At 59.4% G+C, this 19,009-nt stretch carries 15 protein-coding genes; 4 read left to right on the top strand and 11 right to left on the bottom strand.

What is annotated here, in order from left to right:
• Positions 1-43: 43 nt before the first annotated feature.
• The 3 genes from PHQ58_RS05855 to pyk form a co-directional block, all read right to left on the bottom strand.
• The gene (locus PHQ58_RS05855) at positions 44-949 is read right to left on the bottom strand and encodes a hypothetical protein (RefSeq protein ID WP_300108289.1); all 906 of its coding nucleotides are present in this window, start codon (positions 947-949) and stop codon (positions 44-46) included.
• A gap of 126 nt (positions 950-1,075) precedes the next feature.
• Entirely contained in the window at positions 1,076-2,140 is a 1,065-nt protein-coding gene (gene fba, locus PHQ58_RS05850) for a class II fructose-bisphosphate aldolase (protein WP_300108286.1), read from the bottom strand.
• 119 nt (positions 2,141-2,259) lie between these two features.
• Positions 2,260-3,690, bottom strand: coding sequence for a pyruvate kinase (pyk, locus tag PHQ58_RS05845; RefSeq protein ID WP_300108284.1), 1,431 nt, complete (start codon positions 3,688-3,690; stop codon positions 2,260-2,262).
• Between the two features lie 108 nt (positions 3,691-3,798).
• Here pyk and PHQ58_RS05840 point away from each other — a divergent pair, with 108 nt between their 5' ends.
• Together PHQ58_RS05840 and PHQ58_RS05835 are read left to right on the top strand one after the other, a co-directional pair.
• Positions 3,799-4,779: a diguanylate cyclase gene (locus PHQ58_RS05840; RefSeq protein WP_300108281.1), complete on the top strand. Its 981-nt coding sequence runs from the start codon at positions 3,799-3,801 to the stop codon at positions 4,777-4,779.
• Between the two features lie 27 nt (positions 4,780-4,806).
• Positions 4,807-8,370 carry a response regulator gene (locus tag PHQ58_RS05835; RefSeq protein WP_300108278.1) on the top strand — a complete coding sequence of 1,188 codons (3,564 nt, stop codon included), beginning with the start codon at positions 4,807-4,809 and terminating at the stop codon, positions 8,368-8,370.
• Here the strand turns inward: PHQ58_RS05835 and PHQ58_RS05830 are convergent.
• Positions 8,367-9,548 carry an acetyl-CoA C-acyltransferase gene (locus PHQ58_RS05830; RefSeq protein WP_300108275.1) on the bottom strand — a complete coding sequence of 394 codons (1,182 nt, stop codon included), beginning with the start codon at positions 9,546-9,548 and terminating at the stop codon, positions 8,367-8,369. The two genes, PHQ58_RS05835 and PHQ58_RS05830, sit on opposite strands and share 4 nt — an antisense overlap.
• A 157-nt stretch (positions 9,549-9,705) precedes the next feature.
• Complete coding sequence (locus PHQ58_RS05825; RefSeq protein WP_300108272.1) at positions 9,706-10,044, bottom strand: DUF2917 domain-containing protein; 339 nt, start codon at positions 10,042-10,044, stop codon at positions 9,706-9,708.
• A 195-nt stretch (positions 10,045-10,239) separates the two neighbouring features.
• Between PHQ58_RS05825 and PHQ58_RS05820 the strand changes: the two genes are divergently transcribed.
• Positions 10,240-11,793: a PLP-dependent aminotransferase family protein gene (locus PHQ58_RS05820; RefSeq protein ID WP_300108269.1), complete on the top strand. Its 1,554-nt coding sequence runs from the start codon at positions 10,240-10,242 to the stop codon at positions 11,791-11,793.
• Between the two features lie 38 nt (positions 11,794-11,831).
• Here PHQ58_RS05820 and aceK read toward each other — a convergent pair whose 3' ends face one another.
• The 5 genes from aceK to PHQ58_RS05795 form a co-directional block, all read right to left on the bottom strand.
• Positions 11,832-13,682 (bottom strand): bifunctional isocitrate dehydrogenase kinase/phosphatase, encoded by a 1,851-nt coding sequence (gene aceK / locus PHQ58_RS05815; protein WP_300108266.1) that lies wholly within the window; start codon positions 13,680-13,682, stop codon positions 11,832-11,834.
• Between the two features lie 98 nt (positions 13,683-13,780).
• On the bottom strand, positions 13,781-14,440 hold the full coding sequence (gene can / locus PHQ58_RS05810; protein ID WP_300108263.1) for a carbonate dehydratase: 660 nt from the start codon (positions 14,438-14,440) through the stop codon (positions 13,781-13,783).
• A 106-nt stretch (positions 14,441-14,546) separates the two neighbouring features.
• Positions 14,547-15,728, bottom strand: a complete 1,182-nt coding sequence (locus PHQ58_RS05805; protein WP_300108260.1) for an isovaleryl-CoA dehydrogenase — start codon at positions 15,726-15,728, stop codon at positions 14,547-14,549.
• Positions 15,729-15,756: 28 nt separating this feature from the next.
• Entirely contained in the window at positions 15,757-16,200 is a 444-nt protein-coding gene (locus tag PHQ58_RS05800) for a PaaI family thioesterase (RefSeq protein WP_300108257.1), read from the bottom strand.
• Between the two features lie 18 nt (positions 16,201-16,218).
• The gene (locus PHQ58_RS05795) at positions 16,219-16,647 is read right to left on the bottom strand and encodes a MerR family DNA-binding transcriptional regulator (RefSeq protein WP_300108254.1); all 429 of its coding nucleotides are present in this window, start codon (positions 16,645-16,647) and stop codon (positions 16,219-16,221) included.
• Between the two features lie 179 nt (positions 16,648-16,826).
• On the opposite strand from PHQ58_RS05795, the gene PHQ58_RS05790 reads away from it, so the two are divergent.
• Positions 16,827-17,141 carry a hypothetical protein gene (locus PHQ58_RS05790; RefSeq protein ID WP_300108251.1) on the top strand — a complete coding sequence of 105 codons (315 nt, stop codon included), beginning with the start codon at positions 16,827-16,829 and terminating at the stop codon, positions 17,139-17,141.
• On the opposite strand, the gene PHQ58_RS05785 is transcribed toward PHQ58_RS05790, so the two are convergent.
• On the bottom strand, positions 17,138-19,006 hold the full coding sequence (locus PHQ58_RS05785; RefSeq protein WP_300108248.1) for a hypothetical protein: 1,869 nt from the start codon (positions 19,004-19,006) through the stop codon (positions 17,138-17,140). The two genes, PHQ58_RS05790 and PHQ58_RS05785, sit on opposite strands and share 4 nt — an antisense overlap.
• Between the last annotated feature and the right edge of the window lie 3 nt (positions 19,007-19,009).

Raw genomic sequence — 19,009 nt, 5'->3', positions numbered from 1 at the left:
GCAAGACCCAAAGCGTCAAGCCCTGCGGACCCGGCGGCGGGGCTTATCGGCTGCTCATGTACTGCGCATACAGCCAGCCATTGAGGTCGCGCAAGTTTTTACGGCAGTTCACGATGTCGTGATGGCGGCCCTGACGCTCCAGGCCCAGCAAATTCACCAGCAAACGCATGGCCTGCTCAGGCGCACTGTGTTGGCCGGGCTGCGCAAGTGACAAGTGCGCCACGTTTTGGGGCTGTTGCGTCAACACCCAGGCGGGAAACCAGGCCGCATCCTGCGCGGCATCAGCTTGATCTGCGGCTGGCTCAAAGCTGGTGTCAAACTGTGCTTTCAGATGCTGCAACAGCACGTTGTTGGTGGTTTGAATGGTCGTCTCCAGGCGTTTGGGCGACAGCCAGGCCAGCTCTGCCAACAAGGGCCAAGCGGTGGACAAACCTGTTAGGTGCAACTGGGCCTGTGCCATCCAGGCCAATGGCGCAGGAATGCGCCGCCACGAAGCGATGCCTTCAACCGCCTGCACCGCGCCCGACCAGTCCTGCAGGTGCAAACACATGGGTGCCGCGTGCTCGGCTTCCCACTGCGGCTGAAATGGCAAGGAGTCAGCTCGCAGGATCAAATCTTGCCAAAACGGGCGCAGCCACTGTGCTGCGGCAGCGCCCAGCATGCGCTGGGCCGCCGGCATCACCTCTTCAAGCAGCGCCAGCCGCTGAGCCTGCAACGCGGCGTGTTCGGTAAAGCGAGCGACTGGCACAGCCGCTTGCAAACGTGTTGTGAGGGCGGCCTGTGCAGAAATCAGGGTCTGCAGTGGCGCCAGGGCCGCGTCACCTGCGGCATGGCCCTGCATCGCAACCCAAGCCAACTGGGCTTGGTGGGCCTGGTGCAACTGCAACGCTTGCAACACGTCATTGCGCAGCATCACTTCACGGTTGTCATTGAAGATGTCAAGTTGCATGCAGCGGCTCTGTTGAGAAAAATCAAAAATAATAGCTACTTGCGCTTATACCGCAAGGGCTACAGGCCAATTTCTTATAAAAAAACCACCCGAAGGTGGTTTTTAAAAACCAGCCGGTTGGGTCGATCAGTTCACCACTTGCGCCAGCTCGCCACGCGCATATTGCCCAGCCACTTCAAACAAGGTGTGGCCCTTGATCTTTGCCCCTTGGCCTTCGCAGCCGAACTCCAGGTAACGCTGTTTGCACAGGGCCTTGGCGGCTTCGCGGGCTGGTTTGAGCCAGTCGCGGGCGTCGAATTTCTCGGGGTTTTCTGCCATGAACTTGCGCACGGCAGCGGTCATGGCCAGGCGAATGTCGGTGTCGATGTTGATCTTGCGCACGCCGTATTTGATGGCCTTCTGGATTTCTTCCACCGGCACACCATAGGTCTCTTTCATCAGGCCACCGAACTGGTTGATGATGGCCAGCGACTCTTGCGGCACGCTGCTTGAGCCGTGCATCACCAGATGGGTGTTGGGCAAGCGTTTGTGGATTTCCATCACACGGTCAATGGCCAGAATGTCGCCGGTGGGCTTGCGGGTGAACTTGTAGGCGCCGTGGCTGGTACCGATGGCAATCGCCAGCGCGTCGAGTTGGGTGCGTTTGACAAAATCAGCGGCCTGTTCTGGGTCGGTGAGCATTTGCTCGCGCGTCATGGTGGCATCGGTGCCGTGGCCGTCTTCCTTGTCGCCCTTCATGGTCTCCAGACTGCCCAAGCAGCCCAATTCGCCCTCTACCGTGACACCCACGGCGTGCGCCATGTCAACCACCTTGCGGGTCACTTCCACGTTGTATTCATAACTGGCAATGGTTTTGCCGTCGCCTTCCAGGCTACCGTCCATCATCACGGAGCTAAAGCCCAGGTTGATGGCGCCCTGACACACTGCCGGGTTTTGGCCGTGGTCTTGGTGCATCACCAGCGGAATGTGCGGGTAGGCTTCGATGGCGGCCAAAATCAGGTGCTTGATGAACGGCTCGCCGGCATATTTGCGGGCACCGGCACTGGCTTGCAGGATCACGGGCGAGCCCACTTCGTCAGCGGCTGACATCACAGCCTGCACCTGCTCCAGGTTGTTGACGTTAAACGCAGGGATGCCGTAGCCGTTGGCTGCCGCATGGTCAAGCAATTCGCGCATAGAAACAAGTGCCATGGTGATGTCCTCTGAAGTTGGTAACTGGGTGGTAACTCTTGCCCATTTTAGCGACGCACCTTGCAGTACGCTGAATGCCCCCGCACACCCACCTACCCAGCTTCAGATCCTCAAGGCGCTTATTTCACCCGGCAAATCTTCAGCATGTTGGTGCCGCCCGGTGAACCCATGGGCTCGCCGCAAGTGATGGCATAAACATCGCCGCTTTGCACCACACCGCGCAGTTTCAGGTCGGCTTCGGCCTCACCCAGCGCGGTGTCACGGTCGGCGCTGGTGTCAATCAGCAGTGGGCGCACATTGCGGAACAGCGTCATCTTGCGTTGCGTGGCAATTTTGGATGTGAGTGCATAAATCGGCACCTGAATCAGGTGGCGACTCATCCACAGCGCCGTTGAGCCGCTGTCGGTCATGGCCACAATGGCCTTGGCGCCCAGATGGTGGGCCGTGAACAGTGCACCCATGGCAATGGTCTGATCGATGCGAGTGAAGGTTTTGCCGGTGAAATCTGCTTCCAACTTGAACGCTTCGCCACCCTCGGCAGCGTGGCAAATTTTGGCCATTTCAATCACTGTTTCCAGCGGGTATTTGCCAGCGGCGGTTTCTGCCGACAGCATCACGGCATCGGTGCCGTCCAGCACCGCGTTGGCCACATCGCTGACCTCGGCGCGGGTTGGCACCGGGTTGGTGATCATGGATTCCATCATTTGCGTGGCAGTAATCACCACACGGTCATGCTCACGGGCCAGCTTGATCATGCGTTTTTGCAGTGCCGGCACCACTGCATTGCCCACTTCCACGGCCAGATCACCGCGCGCCACCATGATGCCGTCACTCGCCAGCAAGATTTCCAGCAACCGCGGAATCGCCTCGGCACGCTCGATCTTGGCAATCAAACCTGGCTTGTGGCCATCTTCGGCGGCCACGCTGCAGAGCTGGCGTGCCATCTCCATGTCGGTCGCGCTTTTTGGGAAACTCACAGCCACATAGTCGGCCTTGAAACTCATGGCGGTGCGAATGTCGTCCATGTCCTTGCCGGTCAGTGCCGGCGCACTCAGGCCACCGCCCTGTTTGTTAATGCCCTTGTTGTTGGACAATTCACCCCCGAGCTTGACCGTGGTGTGGATCGCCTCACCAATGACAGCGTTAACCGTGATCACGATCAAGCCGTCGTTGAGCAGCAACACATCGCCCACACTGACTTCACGCGGCAGTGCCTTGTAGTCCAGCCCCACGGCATCCACATCACCCAGTTCAGTGCGTGCGGCATCCAGTACAAATTTTTGACCCGGCTCTAAAAACACCTTGCCATCGGCAAACTTGCCCACGCGAATTTTTGGGCCCTGCAGGTCGGCCATGATGCCCACCTCGCGCCCGGCGCGTTTGGCGGCTTCGCGCACCATGCGGGCCCGGTCAATGTGGTCTTGTGCCGTGCCATGGCTGAAGTTCAGCCGCACCACATTCACTCCGGCGCGAATCATGGCCTCAAGGATGGCGGGTTCACTCGATGATGGGCCTAAAGTAGCAACAATCTTGGTAGCACGACGCGGCATGAATCTGTCTCCTTGTAATTTAGTTTCTTGATTTTCACACGAAAGCTGTTACAGAGCAGCAACAGGAAACATGGGGGAAAATGGTGATCAAATCGGTGTCCACTTTGAATGCCTCGCTTGCCACACGCCACCACGCCACAAACTGACAGCACGCTTGCCGGACTGCTCGGTGCGCCTGCCGCCAAGCCGCGGCTGTTGGCAGTGGATGACCAGCCGATCAACATCCAGGTCATGCACCAGATATTTTCCGCAGACCATCAGGTGTTCATGGCCACCAGTGGCGCGCAGGCGTTGGCCTTTTGCCGCACCACCCCACCTGACTTGGTGCTGCTGGACATTGTGATGCCCGAGATGGACGGTTTTGAGGTGTGCGCAGCACTCAAGGCAGATGCCTGCACACGCGATATTCCGGTAATTTTTGTCACTGCCCACACCGATGCGGCGCAAGAAACGCGCGGCTTGGAGCTGGGCGCGGTGGATTTCATCTCGAAACCGGTCAACCCGGCTGTGGTGCGGGCCCGTGTCAAGACGCAGCTGACCCTTAAATTCCAGACCGACCTGATGCGCAAGCTGGTGTTTCTAGATGGTCTGACTGGGGTCTTCAACCGGCGTTATTTTGACCAACAACTGGCCATCGAAATGGCCCGCGCCATGCGTGCCCAGTCACCGTTGGCCCTGATCATGATCGACGTTGATTTTTTCAAGCGCTTCAACGACCGCTATGGCCACCAGGCGGGTGACGACTGCCTGCGCCAGATCGCACTCACCCTGAAAGAAAACCTGCGCCGTCCAGCCGACTTGGTGGCACGTTATGGTGGCGAGGAGTTTGCCTGCATCCTGCCCGACACGGCTTTTGCCGACGCTCTGAGCCTGGCCCGGGAACTGGAACAAAGCGTGCGCCACAAAGCCATTGCGCACGCCGACTCTGACGCGGCAAGCATGGTCACCATCAGCCTGGGGGTGGCTGGCTTCAAAGGGGACGGCGTTGCCGATGCAGCCAGCTTGCTGGCGCTGGCTGACGCCCAGTTGTACTGCGCCAAGAACGCCGGACGGGCGCGCATTTGCAGCGAAGAATTAACATCGGGCTAACTTTTGTCCCGCCCGCCCCCACCTGACATGACAGTGCAAGCCGCCCTCCCCCACTCGACCAAATCGACAAGATTTTTCAAATGGCTACCACGTCGCCTTGAATGGCAGCTGATGCTGCTGATTTCGGTCTGCCTGGTGCTGTCCATCATGGGTTATGGTGCCTACCGCGCAAATGCCGAGGTCAAAGAGGCCCGCCACAACGTGTCGGAGCACATGGTGTCTCTGGCCAAAAACCTGGCGACGATCAGTGCACATTTTTTGCAAACCAACGAGCCAGAAAGTGTTGAGCCGCTGCTGCAGCAACTCTCCACGGTAGATGGCATTTACTCCGTGCTGGTGACCGATTTGGATGGCAGGCCGATCACCGAGGTGGTTAACCAGAACAAGTTCTGGTCACCCCGCTACGGTGCGGCACGCGCCAACGTGCCCGACACATCACAGCCCGACTCGGTGCTGACGACCCAAGCCCACAACGCGGCCCAGCGTGACTTTCTGGCCGGTACTGGCGGCATTTTGACGGCCTGGCAACGCATTGGAGGCGGCATGCCTATGGGCTGGATCCGCATCAATTACCGGCTCGACGCTTTTGATGCCATCACCGCCAACATCTACAAACAGACCGCCCGGGCTGTGGCGATTGCCACACTGGTCACCTTGCTGCTGTTGGCGCTGCTGTTGCGCCCCAGCATGCGGGCCCTGCGTGAAGCCACCGAATTTGCCAGCCAGATGGACACCCGCATGGGCCGGCAACTCCAGGTGTCGCACCTCTCAACCGAGATTGAAGCGCTGGGCAGTGCGCTGAACCTGATGTCCGAGCGACTGATGCTGCAGCATGCCGAGCTGCACAGCCAGAAATTTGCCCTGGACCAACATGCCATTGTCAGCATCACCGACCTGCAGGGCAACATCACCTATGCCAACCAGCGCTTTTGCGACATCAGCGGCTTCACCGAGGCCGAACTGATTGGCCAGAACCACCGCATCATCAAATCGGGTGAACACTCCGCAGCACTGTTTGAGGACCTCTGGCACACCATCACCCAAGGCAAAGTGTGGCATGGTGATGTCAAAAACCGCAAGAAAGACGGCACTTTTTACTGGGTCAGCGCCACCATCGTGCCACTGCTAGGACAGAACGGACTACCGCACCATTACATTGGCATTCGCACCGACATCACGGCCAACAAGCTGCTGGAAGAAAACCTGCAGCTGGCCAAGGAAGACGCCGAAGCCGCCACTCAGGTCAAAGCCCAGTTTCTGGCCAACATGAGCCACGAAATCCGCACCCCCATGAACGCGATTCTGGGCATGCTCAAGTTGCTGCAAAACACCGAGCTCAACAAACGCCAACTTGATTACGCCAACAAGGCCGAAGGCGCCGCCGAGTCGCTGCTGGGGCTGATCAACGACATTCTGGATTTTTCCAAGATAGATGCCGGCAAGATGACACTTGAGGTGCGCGCTTTTCGCCTTGACAAGCTGTTGCGCGACCTGTCGGTGATTGTCTCTGCCAACCTGGGCGCCAAGCCGGTTGAGGTGTTGTTTGACATCGACCCTGCCACGCCCAAAGCCCTGCTGGGTGACGCACTGCGCCTGCAGCAGGTGCTGATCAACCTGGCCAGCAACGCCATCAAGTTCACACCAAAAGGCGAGGTGGTGATCAGCATCAAGCCACTGGCACACACCGACAGCGAGGCCACGCTGCAGTTTGCCGTGCGTGACAGCGGCATTGGCATTGCGCCAGAAAACCAGCAGCACATCTTCACCGGGTTCTCGCAGGCTGAAACCTCCACCACGCGGCGTTTTGGCGGCACTGGCCTGGGCTTGTCCATCAGCCGCAAACTGGTCGCCTTGATGGGCGGCGAATTGCGCCTGCAAAGCGTGCTGGGGCAAGGCAGCACTTTTTCTTTTACCGTGACGCTGCCCCTGGCGCCACAAGCGTCCCCCCCAACAACACCCCAAGAACCTGTTGCAAAAGAATTGCGCGTGCTCGTGGTAGACGACAACCCCACCGCGCGCGAGGTGCTGGGCGCCATGGCCGAGTCGCTAGGCTGGCAAGTAGAGACTGCGGCCGATGGCGCTGCGGCACTGGCGCTGGTGCAGCAGCGTGCCAGTGCAGGCCAGGCACCGTTTCAGGCCATGTTCATCGACTGGCACATGCCCGACCTGGACGGCTGGCAAACCCTTGAGCAACTGCAAGCTGCCGCCCCCCAGACGCGGCCACAGGCACAGCCCCCTCTGATGATCATGGTCACCGCTCACGGACGCGAGACCCTGTCACAGCGCAGCGCCGAAGACCAGGCTCGCCTGCACGGCTTCCTGGTGAAACCCGTCACAGCCTCCATGATGTTTGACGCCGTGGTGGACGCACTGGCAAGCCGCAGCCAACCCGCCCCTGCGCCGGTTCAGCAAGACAGGCCGCAGCCACTGCTTGGCCTGCACCTGCTGGTGGTGGAGGACAACTTCATCAACCAGCAAGTGGCGCAAGAAATGCTCAGCCAGCAAGGCGCACATGTCGCGCTGGCGGACAACGGCCAACTGGGTGTGGAGGCGGTGCGCCAGGCCATGGCCGCCGGCAAGCCTTTTGATGCCGTGTTGATGGACATCCAGATGCCCGTGATGGACGGCTACACCGCCACCCGCATGCTGCGCGAAAACCTTGGGCTGCGCCAATTGCCCATCATTGCCATGACCGCCAACGCCATGGCCTCTGACCGCGATGCCTGCCTGGCTGCTGGTATGAACGAACATGTGGGCAAGCCCTTTAACCTGACACAGTTGGTGAGTCTTTTACAAAAGCTGTGCCCAAACCGCACCACCGCCCTGACCCAAACTGCCACTGACACGCAAGACGTTGCGGCCAGCGCAGCAACTGCAACTGCCACGCAAGCCAAGCCTGCGGCAGCCAGCCCAGACACACTGAAGGCCTCTGGCACCCCAAGCGGCACGGTAGAACCGCCTCTGCCACCCACTGATGCTGTGGATGTCACCGCAGCGCTGGAGCGCCTGGGTAACAACCGGCCCCTGTATGCCCGGGTGCTGCAGTCTTACTTGAGTGACATCGCCACCCAGCCGGACAAGTTGGCGCGTCTCCTGCAAGACGCAGACCTGACCGGTGCCACCCGGCTGCTGCACACGGTCAAGGGTCTGTCGGCCACGGTCGGGGCAAGCTACATGGCGGCCGTTGCACGCAAAGCCGAACTGGCCGTGAAAGTTGCCCAAGCCGATGCCAGCGTTGGCATCACCGCGCTTGATCAAGCCAGCTTATGTGAAGAATTTCGAGGCGCGGTGGTCAACACACAAACCGTGCTTGGTCAGGTCGCTCTGGCGTGCACCACACCCGCAACGCCGCCCGCATCAAGCAGCGCCCAAGGCCAGCTGTCTACAGCTGACCTGCGCTTGCTGAATCTGCTGCAACCCCTGCTCAAGGCCTCGGACATGCAAGCGCTGGCGGTGTTTGAAGAACTGCAACGCTCAGAAGCCGTGACGCGCCGTCCCGACTTTGAACCGCTGGCGGCTGCCATGGCAGGTTTTGACTTTGCCGCGGCCGCCAAGCTGTGCGCCGCCATGACGCAAAAAGACGCAAGTTAGAGCATTTCCAGTGCCACGGCGGTGGCTTCGCCGCCACCAATACACAGCGTTGCCACACCCTTCTTGAGGCCACGCGCCTGCATGGCGTACATCAGCGTGACCATGATGCGTGCACCACTGCAGCCAATCGGGTGGCCCAGGGCGCAAGCGCCGCCATTCACATTAACGATGTCGTGGCTCAGGTTGAGGTCATGCATCAAGGCCATCGGCACCACGGCAAAGGCTTCGTTCACTTCCCACAAGTCCACGTCTTTCACGCTCCAGCCGGCCCGGGCCAGGGTTTTGTTGACCGCGCCCAGCGGGGCCGTGGCAAACCAGTTGGGTTCTTGCGCATGCACGGCGCTGGCCACCACGCGGGCCAAGGGCTTGAGTCCGAGCTTGGCAGCAGTGCTGGCGCGCATCATCACCAACGCGGCTGCACCGTCGTTGATGCTGGAGCTGCTGGCAGCGGTGATGGTGCCGTCTTTTTTGAAGGCCGGTTTAAGCGAGCTGATCTTGTCAAGCTTGACCTTGCCTGGACCTTCGTCGATGCTGATCACCTTGTCGCCAGCCCGGCCCTTGACGGTCACAGGCGTGATTTCAGCGGCAAATGCACCTGAAGTTGTCGCCGCTTGCGCACGTTTGACGCTGGTTGTGGCGAAATTGTCTTGTTGCTCACGGGTAAAGCCATACTTGGCAGCACAGTCTTCGCCAAAGGTGCCCATGGAGCGACCCGGCTCGTAGGCGTCTTCCAGGCCGTCGAGCATCATGTGATCAAAAATGCGGTCGTGGCCAATGCGGTAGCCGCCGCGCGCCTTGGGCAGCAAATACGGGGCATTGGTCATGCTTTCCATGCCACCAGCCACCAACACGTCGGCACTGCCTGCCGCCAACATGTCGTGGGCAAACATGGCCGCGCGCATGGCCGAGCCACACATTTTGCTCATGGTGACTGCGCCCGCGCTAAGCGGCAGCCCGCCTTTGAGTGCCGCTTGGCGGGCTGGCGCCTGGCCTTGGCCGGCCATCAGGCAGTTGCCAAAAATCACCTCATTGACCAGCTCGGGGTCGACGCCCGCACGCTCGACGGCGGCACGTATCGCGGCCCCCCCCAGGTCATGCGCGGCCAAGCTGGAAAAGTCGCCCTGAAAAGCCCCCATGGGGGTGCGGGCGGCACTGACGATCACAATTTGCTCTGACATGAGGGGCTCCTGAGTATGAATAGAAGCCTGGATTGTAAGAGTTGACGTTTACGTCAACGTCAACACACTTCAGCATCGCTGCCTTGTGACTGAGCGAGTAAGAGTTCTATAAGAAAAAAGTGCCTGTAGCCCTTATAAATAAAGCGCAAGCAGCTATCTATTTAATAGCATTCATACCCTGAGGCGCAACCACCAGGCGACTCGTCCAGCGCGGGCGAAGCCAGCGACTCCTGGGCATCACCGGGGTGGCCAGCGACACCAGCACATAAGCCGCAGGCACCACAGGCGCGCCCCCGGGCTGGCGGTCGCTTTGAATCAGCACATGGTTTTCGTGCAGCTCGATCGTACTGCCGGCGACCAAAAAGCGGTCTACGGCGTCGCCGGGGCGCGTCAACCACAGGCAGCCACTGCGCACCTCAAGGCGAAAGCCTTCAGTGGCGTTGATCAGGCGAGACTGTAGGGGCATGAGCGTGAAAGCGGGTGGAATCTGACGCATGGTGTGGCTCCTTGAAAGTTGTGCCCTACTGTCCGCGCTGAAGACACCGTTGCCTAGACACAAAACGCGTCCAAGTGCGGCGCGGCAAGACCTGATTTGCAGGCATCTGTACGGCTTGGCTTGCGCCGCATCTGTACTGCTTGTTTTCGTGACGCAGACACTGCAAAAACCCCGATAGGCTTTAGCATGAAGGCCATGACACCCAACCTTGTGACCCCCACCGACACGCTGTTGTCAGCCACCAACGCGATGCCGCTTTACCTGCAGATTGCCCTGCGCGTGGCGCAAATGGTGGCCAATGGCGCACTTAAGGGCGGCCAGCGGTTGCCGTCAGTGCGGGACTCGGCGGCGCAGGACGGGGTGTCGGTGTCGACCGTGGTGCAGGCATTTGGCTATCTGGAAGAACATGGTTTGGTGCAACCACGGCCCAAGGCTGGCTATTTTGTAGCGGCCGCCAGCAACGCCCGGGCCACCGAGCTGATGCGAAAAATCCGGCAACAGCCCGCTGCAATCAAAATGCGGGGGGACACAGAGGCAACCCTTGCGACGGCCAAAACGCTCGCCAGTTTTGCCGGCTATTCCCCCAAAGACGCGGATTTTTTTGACACCGATCACATCCGCGTGGCCTTGAGCCGGGCCACACGCCTGAAACGCAACACCTTGATTGAATACACCAGCTCGGCTGGCACGTCTGCACTGCGTGATGCCGTGGCCCTGCGCGCACTGCACTTGGGCTGTGCGCTGCGGGGCGAGGACATTGTCATCACAGCGGGATGCATCCAGGCCGTGGCTTTTTGCTTGCAGGCGGTCACCCAGCCCGGTGATCTGGTCGCGGTAGAAAGCCCCACCTTCTTCGGGTTTCTGGATTTGCTGGCTGCCATGAACCTGAAAACCATCGCCATACCCACCGACCCGCGCACCGGCGTGTCCTTGCCAGCGCTGCAGTTGGCCCTGCAAACCCAGCCCATCCGCGCCATTTTGTTGGTACCCACCCTGTCCAACCCCCAGGGTGCCGTGATGCCTTTGACACAAAAACGCGCCTTGGCCCAACTGGTAACGCAACACCAGGTGCCGCTGATTGAAGACGTGGTATTCAACGACCTGCTGGCCAGCGATGCCCGGCGCAAAGCCGTCAAGGCGTTTGACACGCAAGGCTGGGTGATGACCTGCGGCTCGTTTTCAAAAACCGTGTCGCCCGGCATCCGCCTGGGTTGGGTCGAGGCGGGGCGTTGGAGCCAAGTTGTGGCCACGTTAAAGCGGGTGCAGGGTGCATCCACCAACGCGGTGCTGGAGCACGCGCTGGCCGATTTGCTCACCCAAGGCAACTACGAGGCGCATCTGCGTCGGTTGTGCACACAAATGAAGCAACGTCTGGGGCAAGCCCGCAGGCTGATACAGGCCCATTTTCCGAAAGGCACACGGGTTTACGACCCACCAGCGGGTTACACCCTGTGGGTCGAATTGCCCAAGCCCTCGAACACGATGGTCTTGTTCTCGCGCTGCAAGTCCCTGGGAATTCTGGTGGGGCCGGGTCAATTGTTTTGCGCCAGTCAGCAGTACCAGAATTTTCTGCGCCTGAGCTTCGCCGGCGCCTGGGGCGCGGTGGAACAGGATGCGCTGGCTGAAGTGGGCCGGCTCGCCTGCGCACTGGGCACCGACCCGCCAGCACCGTCCGAGTCAGAGCCCAGTCAAATCGGCAGAACAGGCGACATGTACTTTGACAAAGTGTCAGCGCACGACCTGTGGTGAAGCTCATTCAGCAAGCGTCGTCACGGAACGCATGACCTCTAAATCGACTGGCGCAACTCGGCGTCCGGGCGGGCCAGATGAAACCGCTTGTTCTGGTCATACGGAAACACGTCGTACACATAACCGGCCTGAATGCGCTCCTTGTGGGTTTGCCAGTAGGCGGCGTCCAGCAGGTCGGCGTGGTGTTTCATGAACACCTCTTTCACCACCGGGTTGCCCAATAAAAAGGGGCCAAATGTTTCGGGGAACACATCGTGCGGACCCACCGTGTACCAGACCTCGCCCGACATCTCATCTTCTTCACAGCGCGGCGTGGGCACCTTGCGGAACTTGCAGTCGGTGATGTATTCGATCTCGTCGTAGTCATAAAACACCACCTTGCCGTGGCGCGTGATGCCAAAGTTTTTCCACAGCATGTCGCCGGGGAAGATGTTGGCCGCAATCAGGTCTTTCAGCGCGTTGCCGTATTCGATCACACCGCGCTCAAGCTGCTGCCTGGATTGAAGCGCCGCGGATGAGGTGTTGTTCGGGTCGGCACCCCCGGCGTCAAAGGCCTCTTGCAGGAAGATGTTGAGCGGGATCATGCGCCGTTCAATATAGGCGTGCTTGATGATGACTTCAAGCTGGCCATCACCATCGCGGTCGCTGATTTCAAGCTGGCTGGGGGCAAATTTTTCGATTTCGGCAATCAGCTCGTCGGTGAAACGGTTGCGCGGGAAAGCCACCTCGCTGTACTCCAGCGTGTCGGCCATGCGCCCCACCCGGTCATGCTGCTTGACCAGCAAATACTTGTCCTTGATCTGCTCGCGGCTGGTGTCTTTGGGCGGTGGATAAAAGTCTTTGATGACCTTGAACACATAGGGAAAACTGGGCAAGTCAAACACCAGCATGACCATGCCCTTGATGCCCGGTGCAATGCGAAACTTGTCGGTGGAATGGCGCAGGTGAAATAAAAAATCACGGTAAAACAGCGTCTTGCCTTGCTTGGCCAGACCCAGCGCGTTGTAAAACTCGTTGCGTGGCTTGCGTGGCATCATGCTGCGCAAAAACTGCACATAGGCGCTCGGGATGTCCATGTCCACCATGAAATAAGCCCGGGCAAAGCTGAACAGCATGTGCATGTCGTCCTCACCATGCAGCACCGCGTCAATGGCCAACTGCGTTTCACCACGGGTGTACAAAATCGGCAGGGCAAAGGGCACCTCATGGAAGCCGTTGATCATCTTGCCCACCACGTAAGCACCCTTGTTGCGGTAAAACAGGCTGGAGAGCACCTGCAACTGAAAGTTGGCGTGCAGCTTGCTCGTGCCCAGCAAGGGGATGATGGCGGCGGTGACCAAAGCCGCGTCACGCGGCAAATCTTCAAAATCACAGTGCAGGCCAAAATCCTTGACAAGCCGTAGCAACACGGCATGCATGTTGTCGGGCGTTGGGTAATAGGCTCGGTAGGTGGGGCGTGTTTCAGACTCGCTGTTCTCGATGTACTCGGTGCTGACCGCCGGCCGCACAAAAATGAAATCGTTTTGAAAGTAGCTGCGGTGCAGGATTTTGGTGGTGACCGAGTTGAAAAACGTCTCGGCCAGCTCCGGCTGGTGGTGGTCTACCAGCAACCCGATGTAATGCAACTTGACTTGATGCCAGATGTCCATGGGTTGCTCGCCGGCCTTGAACTCACGCTCCAGACGGTTGGAACACTCGCGTACCCGCAGGTCATAAAACTCAATACGCTCACGCTGGGCGCGCTGTTGACCAGCCCAGTCTGCCGTCTCGAACCGGTGTTTGGCGCGTGCTGATTCGGTACGAAACAACCGGTAATGGCGGTTAAACCCGTCAATCAGGGCTTTGGCAATGTCATAGGCGAGGGTGGAGTCAAGGCGAATAGGAAACATATCTGCTCTTTTATTTATAGCTAGCTACGCTTTATTCACAAGGGATAGAAGGCTATTTTTCATATAAAATCTGCGGCCATTGGCGCCCGCTGTGCCACTCAGAGTTGCTGCATGGGACGAGGGTAGCGTTTGAAGGCATTGCGAAACACGTTCACCACTTCATGCGTGCCCCTCATGCTGACGCCCAAGTCGTTCACCAAACCGTCTTTCAGGCCATAACACCAGCCATGCACAGCCACCTTTTGCCCACGCGCCCAGGCGTCCTGCAGCACGTTGGAGAGGGCCACGTTGCCCACCTGCTCAATGACATTCATCTCGCACAAGGTGTCCTCCTGATCGGCCACACTCAAATGGTCCAGACGGCGGCGATGGCGCAGCTTGACATCATGCACATGGCGCAGCCAGTTGTCGGCCAAGCCCACGCGGGTGCCGCGCAGCGCCGCCAACACACCGCCGCAACCGTAATGCCCGACCACCATGATGTGCTCGACCTTGAGGTGATCGACGGCAAACTGGATGACAGAGAGCGCATTCAGGTCAGAGTGCACCACCACGTTGGCGATGTTGCGATGCACAAATATTTCACCCGGGTCCAGCCCGGTGATCTCATTGGCCGGCACGCGGCTGTCAGAGCAGCCAATCCACAGGTATTTAGGTGACTGGATTTGCGCCAACTGGCTGAAGAACCCAGGGCGCTGCAGTTCCATGCGCTCGGCCCAGTTGCGGTTGTTGTCAAGCAGGTGTTTGAGAGAGCTCATGCGGCAGGATTTCTTTCTGGGTTTCTGATGTTGAATGGCCTGCCATTTTGCCTATTTGGTTTTTGGCTGAATTTGTCCCCAAACAACACCCACAACTGAACTCGGTTCAACACGTCTCAGAAAACAACTCCCGCCCAATCAACATCCGCCGAATCTCACTCGTCCCCGCCCCAATCTCATACAACTTGGCATCGCGCCACAGCCGCCCCAGCGGGTACTCATTGATGTAGCCGTTGCCGCCAAAAATCTGCACACCCTCACCCGCCATCCAGGTGGCTTTCTCAGCCGTCCACAAAATGACGGAAGCGCAGTCTTTGCGCACTTGGCGCACGTGTTCGGTGCCCAACAGGTCGAGGTTTTTTGCCACGGTGTAGGCAAAACTTCGCCCAGCCTGGAGCACGGTGTACATGTCTGCAACTTTGCCCTGAATCAGCTGGAATTCGCCGATGCTCTGGCCGAACTGCTTGCGGTCGTGAATGTAGGGAATCACGTTGTCCATCACGCTTTGCATGATGCCCAACGGGCCGCCAGTGAGCACCGCGCGCTCATAGTCCAGGCCGCTCATCAGCACCTTGGCGCCCATGTTCAGGCCACCCAGAATGTTGGCCTCAGGCACTTCCACGTTGTTGAACACCAGCTCGCCAGTTGAACTGCCGCGCATGCCGAGTTTGTCGAGCTTTTGCGCAATGCTGAAACCCGGCATGCCCTTTTCGATCAAAAAGGCCGTGACGCCGCGTGCGCCGAGTTCGGGTTCGCTCTTGGCATAGACCACCAGGGTGTCGGCATCAGGCCCGTTGGTGATCCACATCTTGTTGCCGTTGAGCAGGTAATAACCGCCTTTGTCTTCAGCTTTCAGCTTCATCGACAACACGTCGCTGCCGGCCCCAGGCTCACTCATGGCCAGCGCGCCGACATGTTCACCACTGATCAGTTTGGGCAGGTATTTTTGGCGCTGCTCGGGTGTGCCGTTTCGCCTGATCTGGTTCACGCACAGGTTGCTGTGGGCGCCATAGCTCAGGCCGACCGAGGCGCTGGCCCGGCTAATTTCTTCCATGGCGATCATGTGCGCCAGGTAGCCCATGTTGGCGCCGCCGTATTCCTCACCCACGGTGATCCCCAGCACGCCAAGATCACCCATCTTGCGCCACAGATCCATGGGGAACTGGTCGGATCGGTCGATTTCGGCCGCACGCGGGGCGATCTCGGCTTGGGCAAAGTCGCGCACCGCGTCGCGCAGCGCATCAATGTCTTCACCGAGTTGAAAGTTGAGTCCAGGCAGGTTGTTCATGATATTTGTCTCCTTTTAGTTGATGATTTCAGTAACTCTTGGGCACCGGCATCACGGTTTGCTGCATCACGGCGCACAGCGTGGCGGACCCATCCTCGGCAATGTGGTTGACCTCGGCACTGGTGATGATGATGCGTTTGCCAGCCTTGACGACGCGCCCCGTGGCGCACAACTCGCCACCTTGAAAGGCCGCCAGAAAATTGATTTTGTATTCGACACTGACCACCTCCATGCCTTCGGGGGCCACGGTCAGTGCGGCATAACCACCCGCAATATCGGCCAGTGCGCCCACCGCACCACCGTGAAAGGCGCCTTGTTGCTGGCTGACCTTGTCAGAAAACGGCAGCGTGATGACGCATTCGCCTGACACCACGCGCAGCAGTTCGGCGCCCAGGTGGCGCATCATGCCCTGGCGTTCCAGGCTGCGTTGGACGCGTTGTTGCAGGGTTTCGTGGGGTGTGTGGTGTGTCATGAAAGGGCGTGGTTAAGGTCAGGATGCCTGTGTATCGGCAGGTGTTTTGGACGCAGATTTGCGCAAGGACTTGGCCAACAGGGCCCGGGCTTCGCGCTGGTGTACTTTAAGTTCATCCATGTTGGCCTGCAGGTCGGTCATCTGGGCATCCAGCTGCAGTTGGTGGTCGGCCAGCACCTGCAAAAATTTTTCCAGCTGCGCCGCGGTGTCGCGTGGGCTGTCGTACATGTCAATGATTTCCTTCGCCTCGACCAAGCTCAGGCCCAGCCGTTTGGCGCGCAGGGTGAGTTTGAGGCGCGTGCGGTCGCGGCTGCTGTAGAGCCGGCTGCGTCCGCCCGGCCCGGTGCGCTCAGGGCGCAACAGCCCCATGTCTTCATAAAACCGCATGGCGCGCGTAGTCAAATCAAATTCTTTGGCCAGGTCGCTGATGCTGTAGGTGTGTGACATGGGTTGACTGATGTGGATGGATGCAGCTTGACGTTGACGTAAACGTCAATTATGGCGTAAATTCTGCGGCCCAAATACGTTGACTAACTTGCGCCTGCACTCGCTCTGTACGCAGTGATGTAGCACCCAAAACACACAGGTATAAGATGAAAGGTGTTTTGGATCACGGAGATTTTGCAATGTCAGTCACACATCGGTTCACCAACGACCAGCTTGAAAAGGTGATCGACGAGGGCATGATTTACATGTGTGCTTGCCCGGCGCAGGTGGCACAAAGCATTCGCAGCTTGCGCGATTTACAGAGCTACCAGCTGAGCTGCCTCACCGACCCAGGCAATGACGCCACCGTGCACCAGGAAATTGCCAAAGCCGCGTATGCGGCCGAGTGCATCATGGAGGACTGCATGGACAAAATTCTGGAGATCGAAAAGTGGGACCGCGCGACCCTGACCATGCCAGCCCATCTGCGCCAACGCCAGGCTGATGGGATTTAGCCAGGGGTTGACGGCACCACACCCGTCCCTTCGGTTTTCTGCACATCCTGGTCGTACACGCCTTCCCATCGGTCGCCAGTTTTCCAAATAAGAATGCCTTGTCCGTGCTTTTTGCCATTCCGCCATTGGCCCACGTAGCGGTCACCGGATGGCCAACTGAAGCTACCTTGGCCATCGGGCTCACCCTGGCGAAACTGCCCCTCATAGATTTCCCCGCCTGAAAAAACCATGCGCCCCTGGCCTTGCGGCACGCCGTCCTGCACCTGGCCTTCGAATTGGTTGCCCGTGGCAAACTTGAGCTTGCCTTGCCCGTTGGGGCGGCTGTTTTTCCAGCTGCCCTCAAAACGCTGACCATTGCGCCAAACATAGACACCGCGCACATCGGGCTCACCCTGTTTGAACTGACCGTCAAACTGGTCTCCCGAGGCATAACGCATGCGACCCAGCCCATCCGGGTTGCCGTCCAACACCTGGCCCTCGTAGTCATTGCCGTTGGCAAAATGCACCTTGGCCTGGCCAGTGGGCTTGTCTTGCAACCAGTCACCCGAGTAATGCTGGCCATTGGCCCAGACAAAAGTGCCCTGGCCCTGGCGCAAGCCTTTCACCATGGTGCCTTCAAACACATCCCCGGTGGCCCAAATTACCTTGCCTGTGCCGGACACCGTGGTGGCCTCTGCATCGCGCACGAACTGGCCAACAAAACGGGTGCTGCCCGCCATCAACATGCCGGGCGCGCTGGCGGCAAGTTCAACCGCTTTGGGCGGCTCAGCGACAAAGGCTGGTGCTGCGGCAGCGCCCCTACCCGACAGTGCCAAACTTGACAAAGGCAGTTTTCCGGCTTCTTCCGCAAAAGTCGGGGCGGGTTTTTGCGGCGGCGGCGTTTGCAAGGGACTGGGCTTGGCAGTCTGACTAGGCTGCAGGGTTGATGCCGACCCCACTGGCGCAGCAGGTGGCACGCGGGCCTCCCAGGGTGTGCCACGTTCACGCGCCAGCGCTTTGGCGTTGTTGGAGGCAATGTCCAGCACCGCAGCACCCTGGCACTTGACCAGCGCCTCACGCCACAGGGTCTCGGCCACCATAGAGGCATCTTGCTTGTCTTCACGTGTCAACGTGGCCGCGTTGCTGCGCAGCTTTTGCGTGTGCTCGCGGGCTTTCTCGAACAAGGGCGCACAAAACTGGGCGTTGTGCCCGTCCTGGGTGGACTGCTCCCGGTGTCGGTTGGCCAGGTCTTGCTGGCTGCCCGTGCAGCGCTCTGCGGCCAGATCCCAGGTGTTTTCTGCTTTGCGAAATAGCGACCCAGCCTCAACCCAGCGGCGCTCGGACAAGGCCTGACGCGCCATGTCCTGCAACAGGCTGGCGTTCCTATGGGCGCTGGCGCATTGCGGGCCAGCATCGAGTTTTTCTGTCAACCGGTCCAGCATTTGCTGGTCGTCGTTGCGGTTGCGCACGGCGCGCTCTTGCGCCCGGCCAGTACATTGCGCCGCTGCCTGCACCCACAAGGCGACGGCTTCCTTGAACAACTTCAGTTGCTCACCCAATTCGGCTTTTTTGGACTGTGCCGTGACGGCGGCCAAGTCAGTGGCCATGGCTTGGTCTGACACCGGGGCGCAGCCCACAGGCGCAAGGGCAGCATCTGTGGCCACTGCCGTGGCTGCGGCTGTGGTTGTGGGTGTCGGCATGTCGACCACAGCCTGCTCAGGCCTCACGGCCTCCGCCGGGGGTAACACTGTAATCCCGGACGCAAACCCCCCTGGTGACCCGCCGGCCAGCGTTTGCCCATGCCCCGGCAGGTGACACAAGCCGCCCAAAAGCAAAACGCCGACCCAAACGGGGTGACGACCAAAAAAATCAAGCGATATGTTCATGAT

The sequence above is a fragment of the Rhodoferax sp. genome (assembly GCF_028688795.1).
GTDB lineage: Bacteria > Pseudomonadota > Gammaproteobacteria > Burkholderiales > Burkholderiaceae_C > Rhodoferax.
This window is presented reverse-complemented; position numbering and strand designations above follow the sequence as displayed.

Coding starts and splice junctions, on each gene's coding strand:
- PHQ58_RS05830 (WP_300108275.1), bottom strand. CDS start 9,548: ATGTCAGAGCAAATTGTGATCGTCAGTGCCGCCCGCACCCCCATGGGG.
- PHQ58_RS05820 (WP_300108269.1), top strand. CDS start 10,240: ATGACACCCAACCTTGTGACCCCCACCGACACGCTGTTGTCAGCCACC.
- PHQ58_RS05790 (WP_300108251.1), top strand. CDS start 16,827: ATGTCAGTCACACATCGGTTCACCAACGACCAGCTTGAAAAGGTGATC.
- fba (WP_300108286.1), bottom strand. CDS start 2,140: ATGGCACTTGTTTCTATGCGCGAATTGCTTGACCATGCGGCAGCCAAC.
- PHQ58_RS05855 (WP_300108289.1), bottom strand. CDS start 949: ATGCAACTTGACATCTTCAATGACAACCGTGAAGTGATGCTGCGCAAT.
- can (WP_300108263.1), bottom strand. CDS start 14,440: ATGAGCTCTCTCAAACACCTGCTTGACAACAACCGCAACTGGGCCGAG.
- aceK (WP_300108266.1), bottom strand. CDS start 13,682: ATGTTTCCTATTCGCCTTGACTCCACCCTCGCCTATGACATTGCCAAA.
- PHQ58_RS05835 (WP_300108278.1), top strand. CDS start 4,807: ATGACAGTGCAAGCCGCCCTCCCCCACTCGACCAAATCGACAAGATTT.
- PHQ58_RS05840 (WP_300108281.1), top strand. CDS start 3,799: ATGCCTCGCTTGCCACACGCCACCACGCCACAAACTGACAGCACGCTT.
- PHQ58_RS05805 (WP_300108260.1), bottom strand. CDS start 15,728: ATGAACAACCTGCCTGGACTCAACTTTCAACTCGGTGAAGACATTGAT.
- PHQ58_RS05785 (WP_300108248.1), bottom strand. CDS start 19,006: ATGAACATATCGCTTGATTTTTTTGGTCGTCACCCCGTTTGGGTCGGC.
- pyk (WP_300108284.1), bottom strand. CDS start 3,690: ATGCCGCGTCGTGCTACCAAGATTGTTGCTACTTTAGGCCCATCATCG.
- PHQ58_RS05795 (WP_300108254.1), bottom strand. CDS start 16,647: ATGTCACACACCTACAGCATCAGCGACCTGGCCAAAGAATTTGATTTG.
- PHQ58_RS05800 (WP_300108257.1), bottom strand. CDS start 16,200: ATGACACACCACACACCCCACGAAACCCTGCAACAACGCGTCCAACGC.
- PHQ58_RS05825 (WP_300108272.1), bottom strand. CDS start 10,044: ATGCGTCAGATTCCACCCGCTTTCACGCTCATGCCCCTACAGTCTCGC.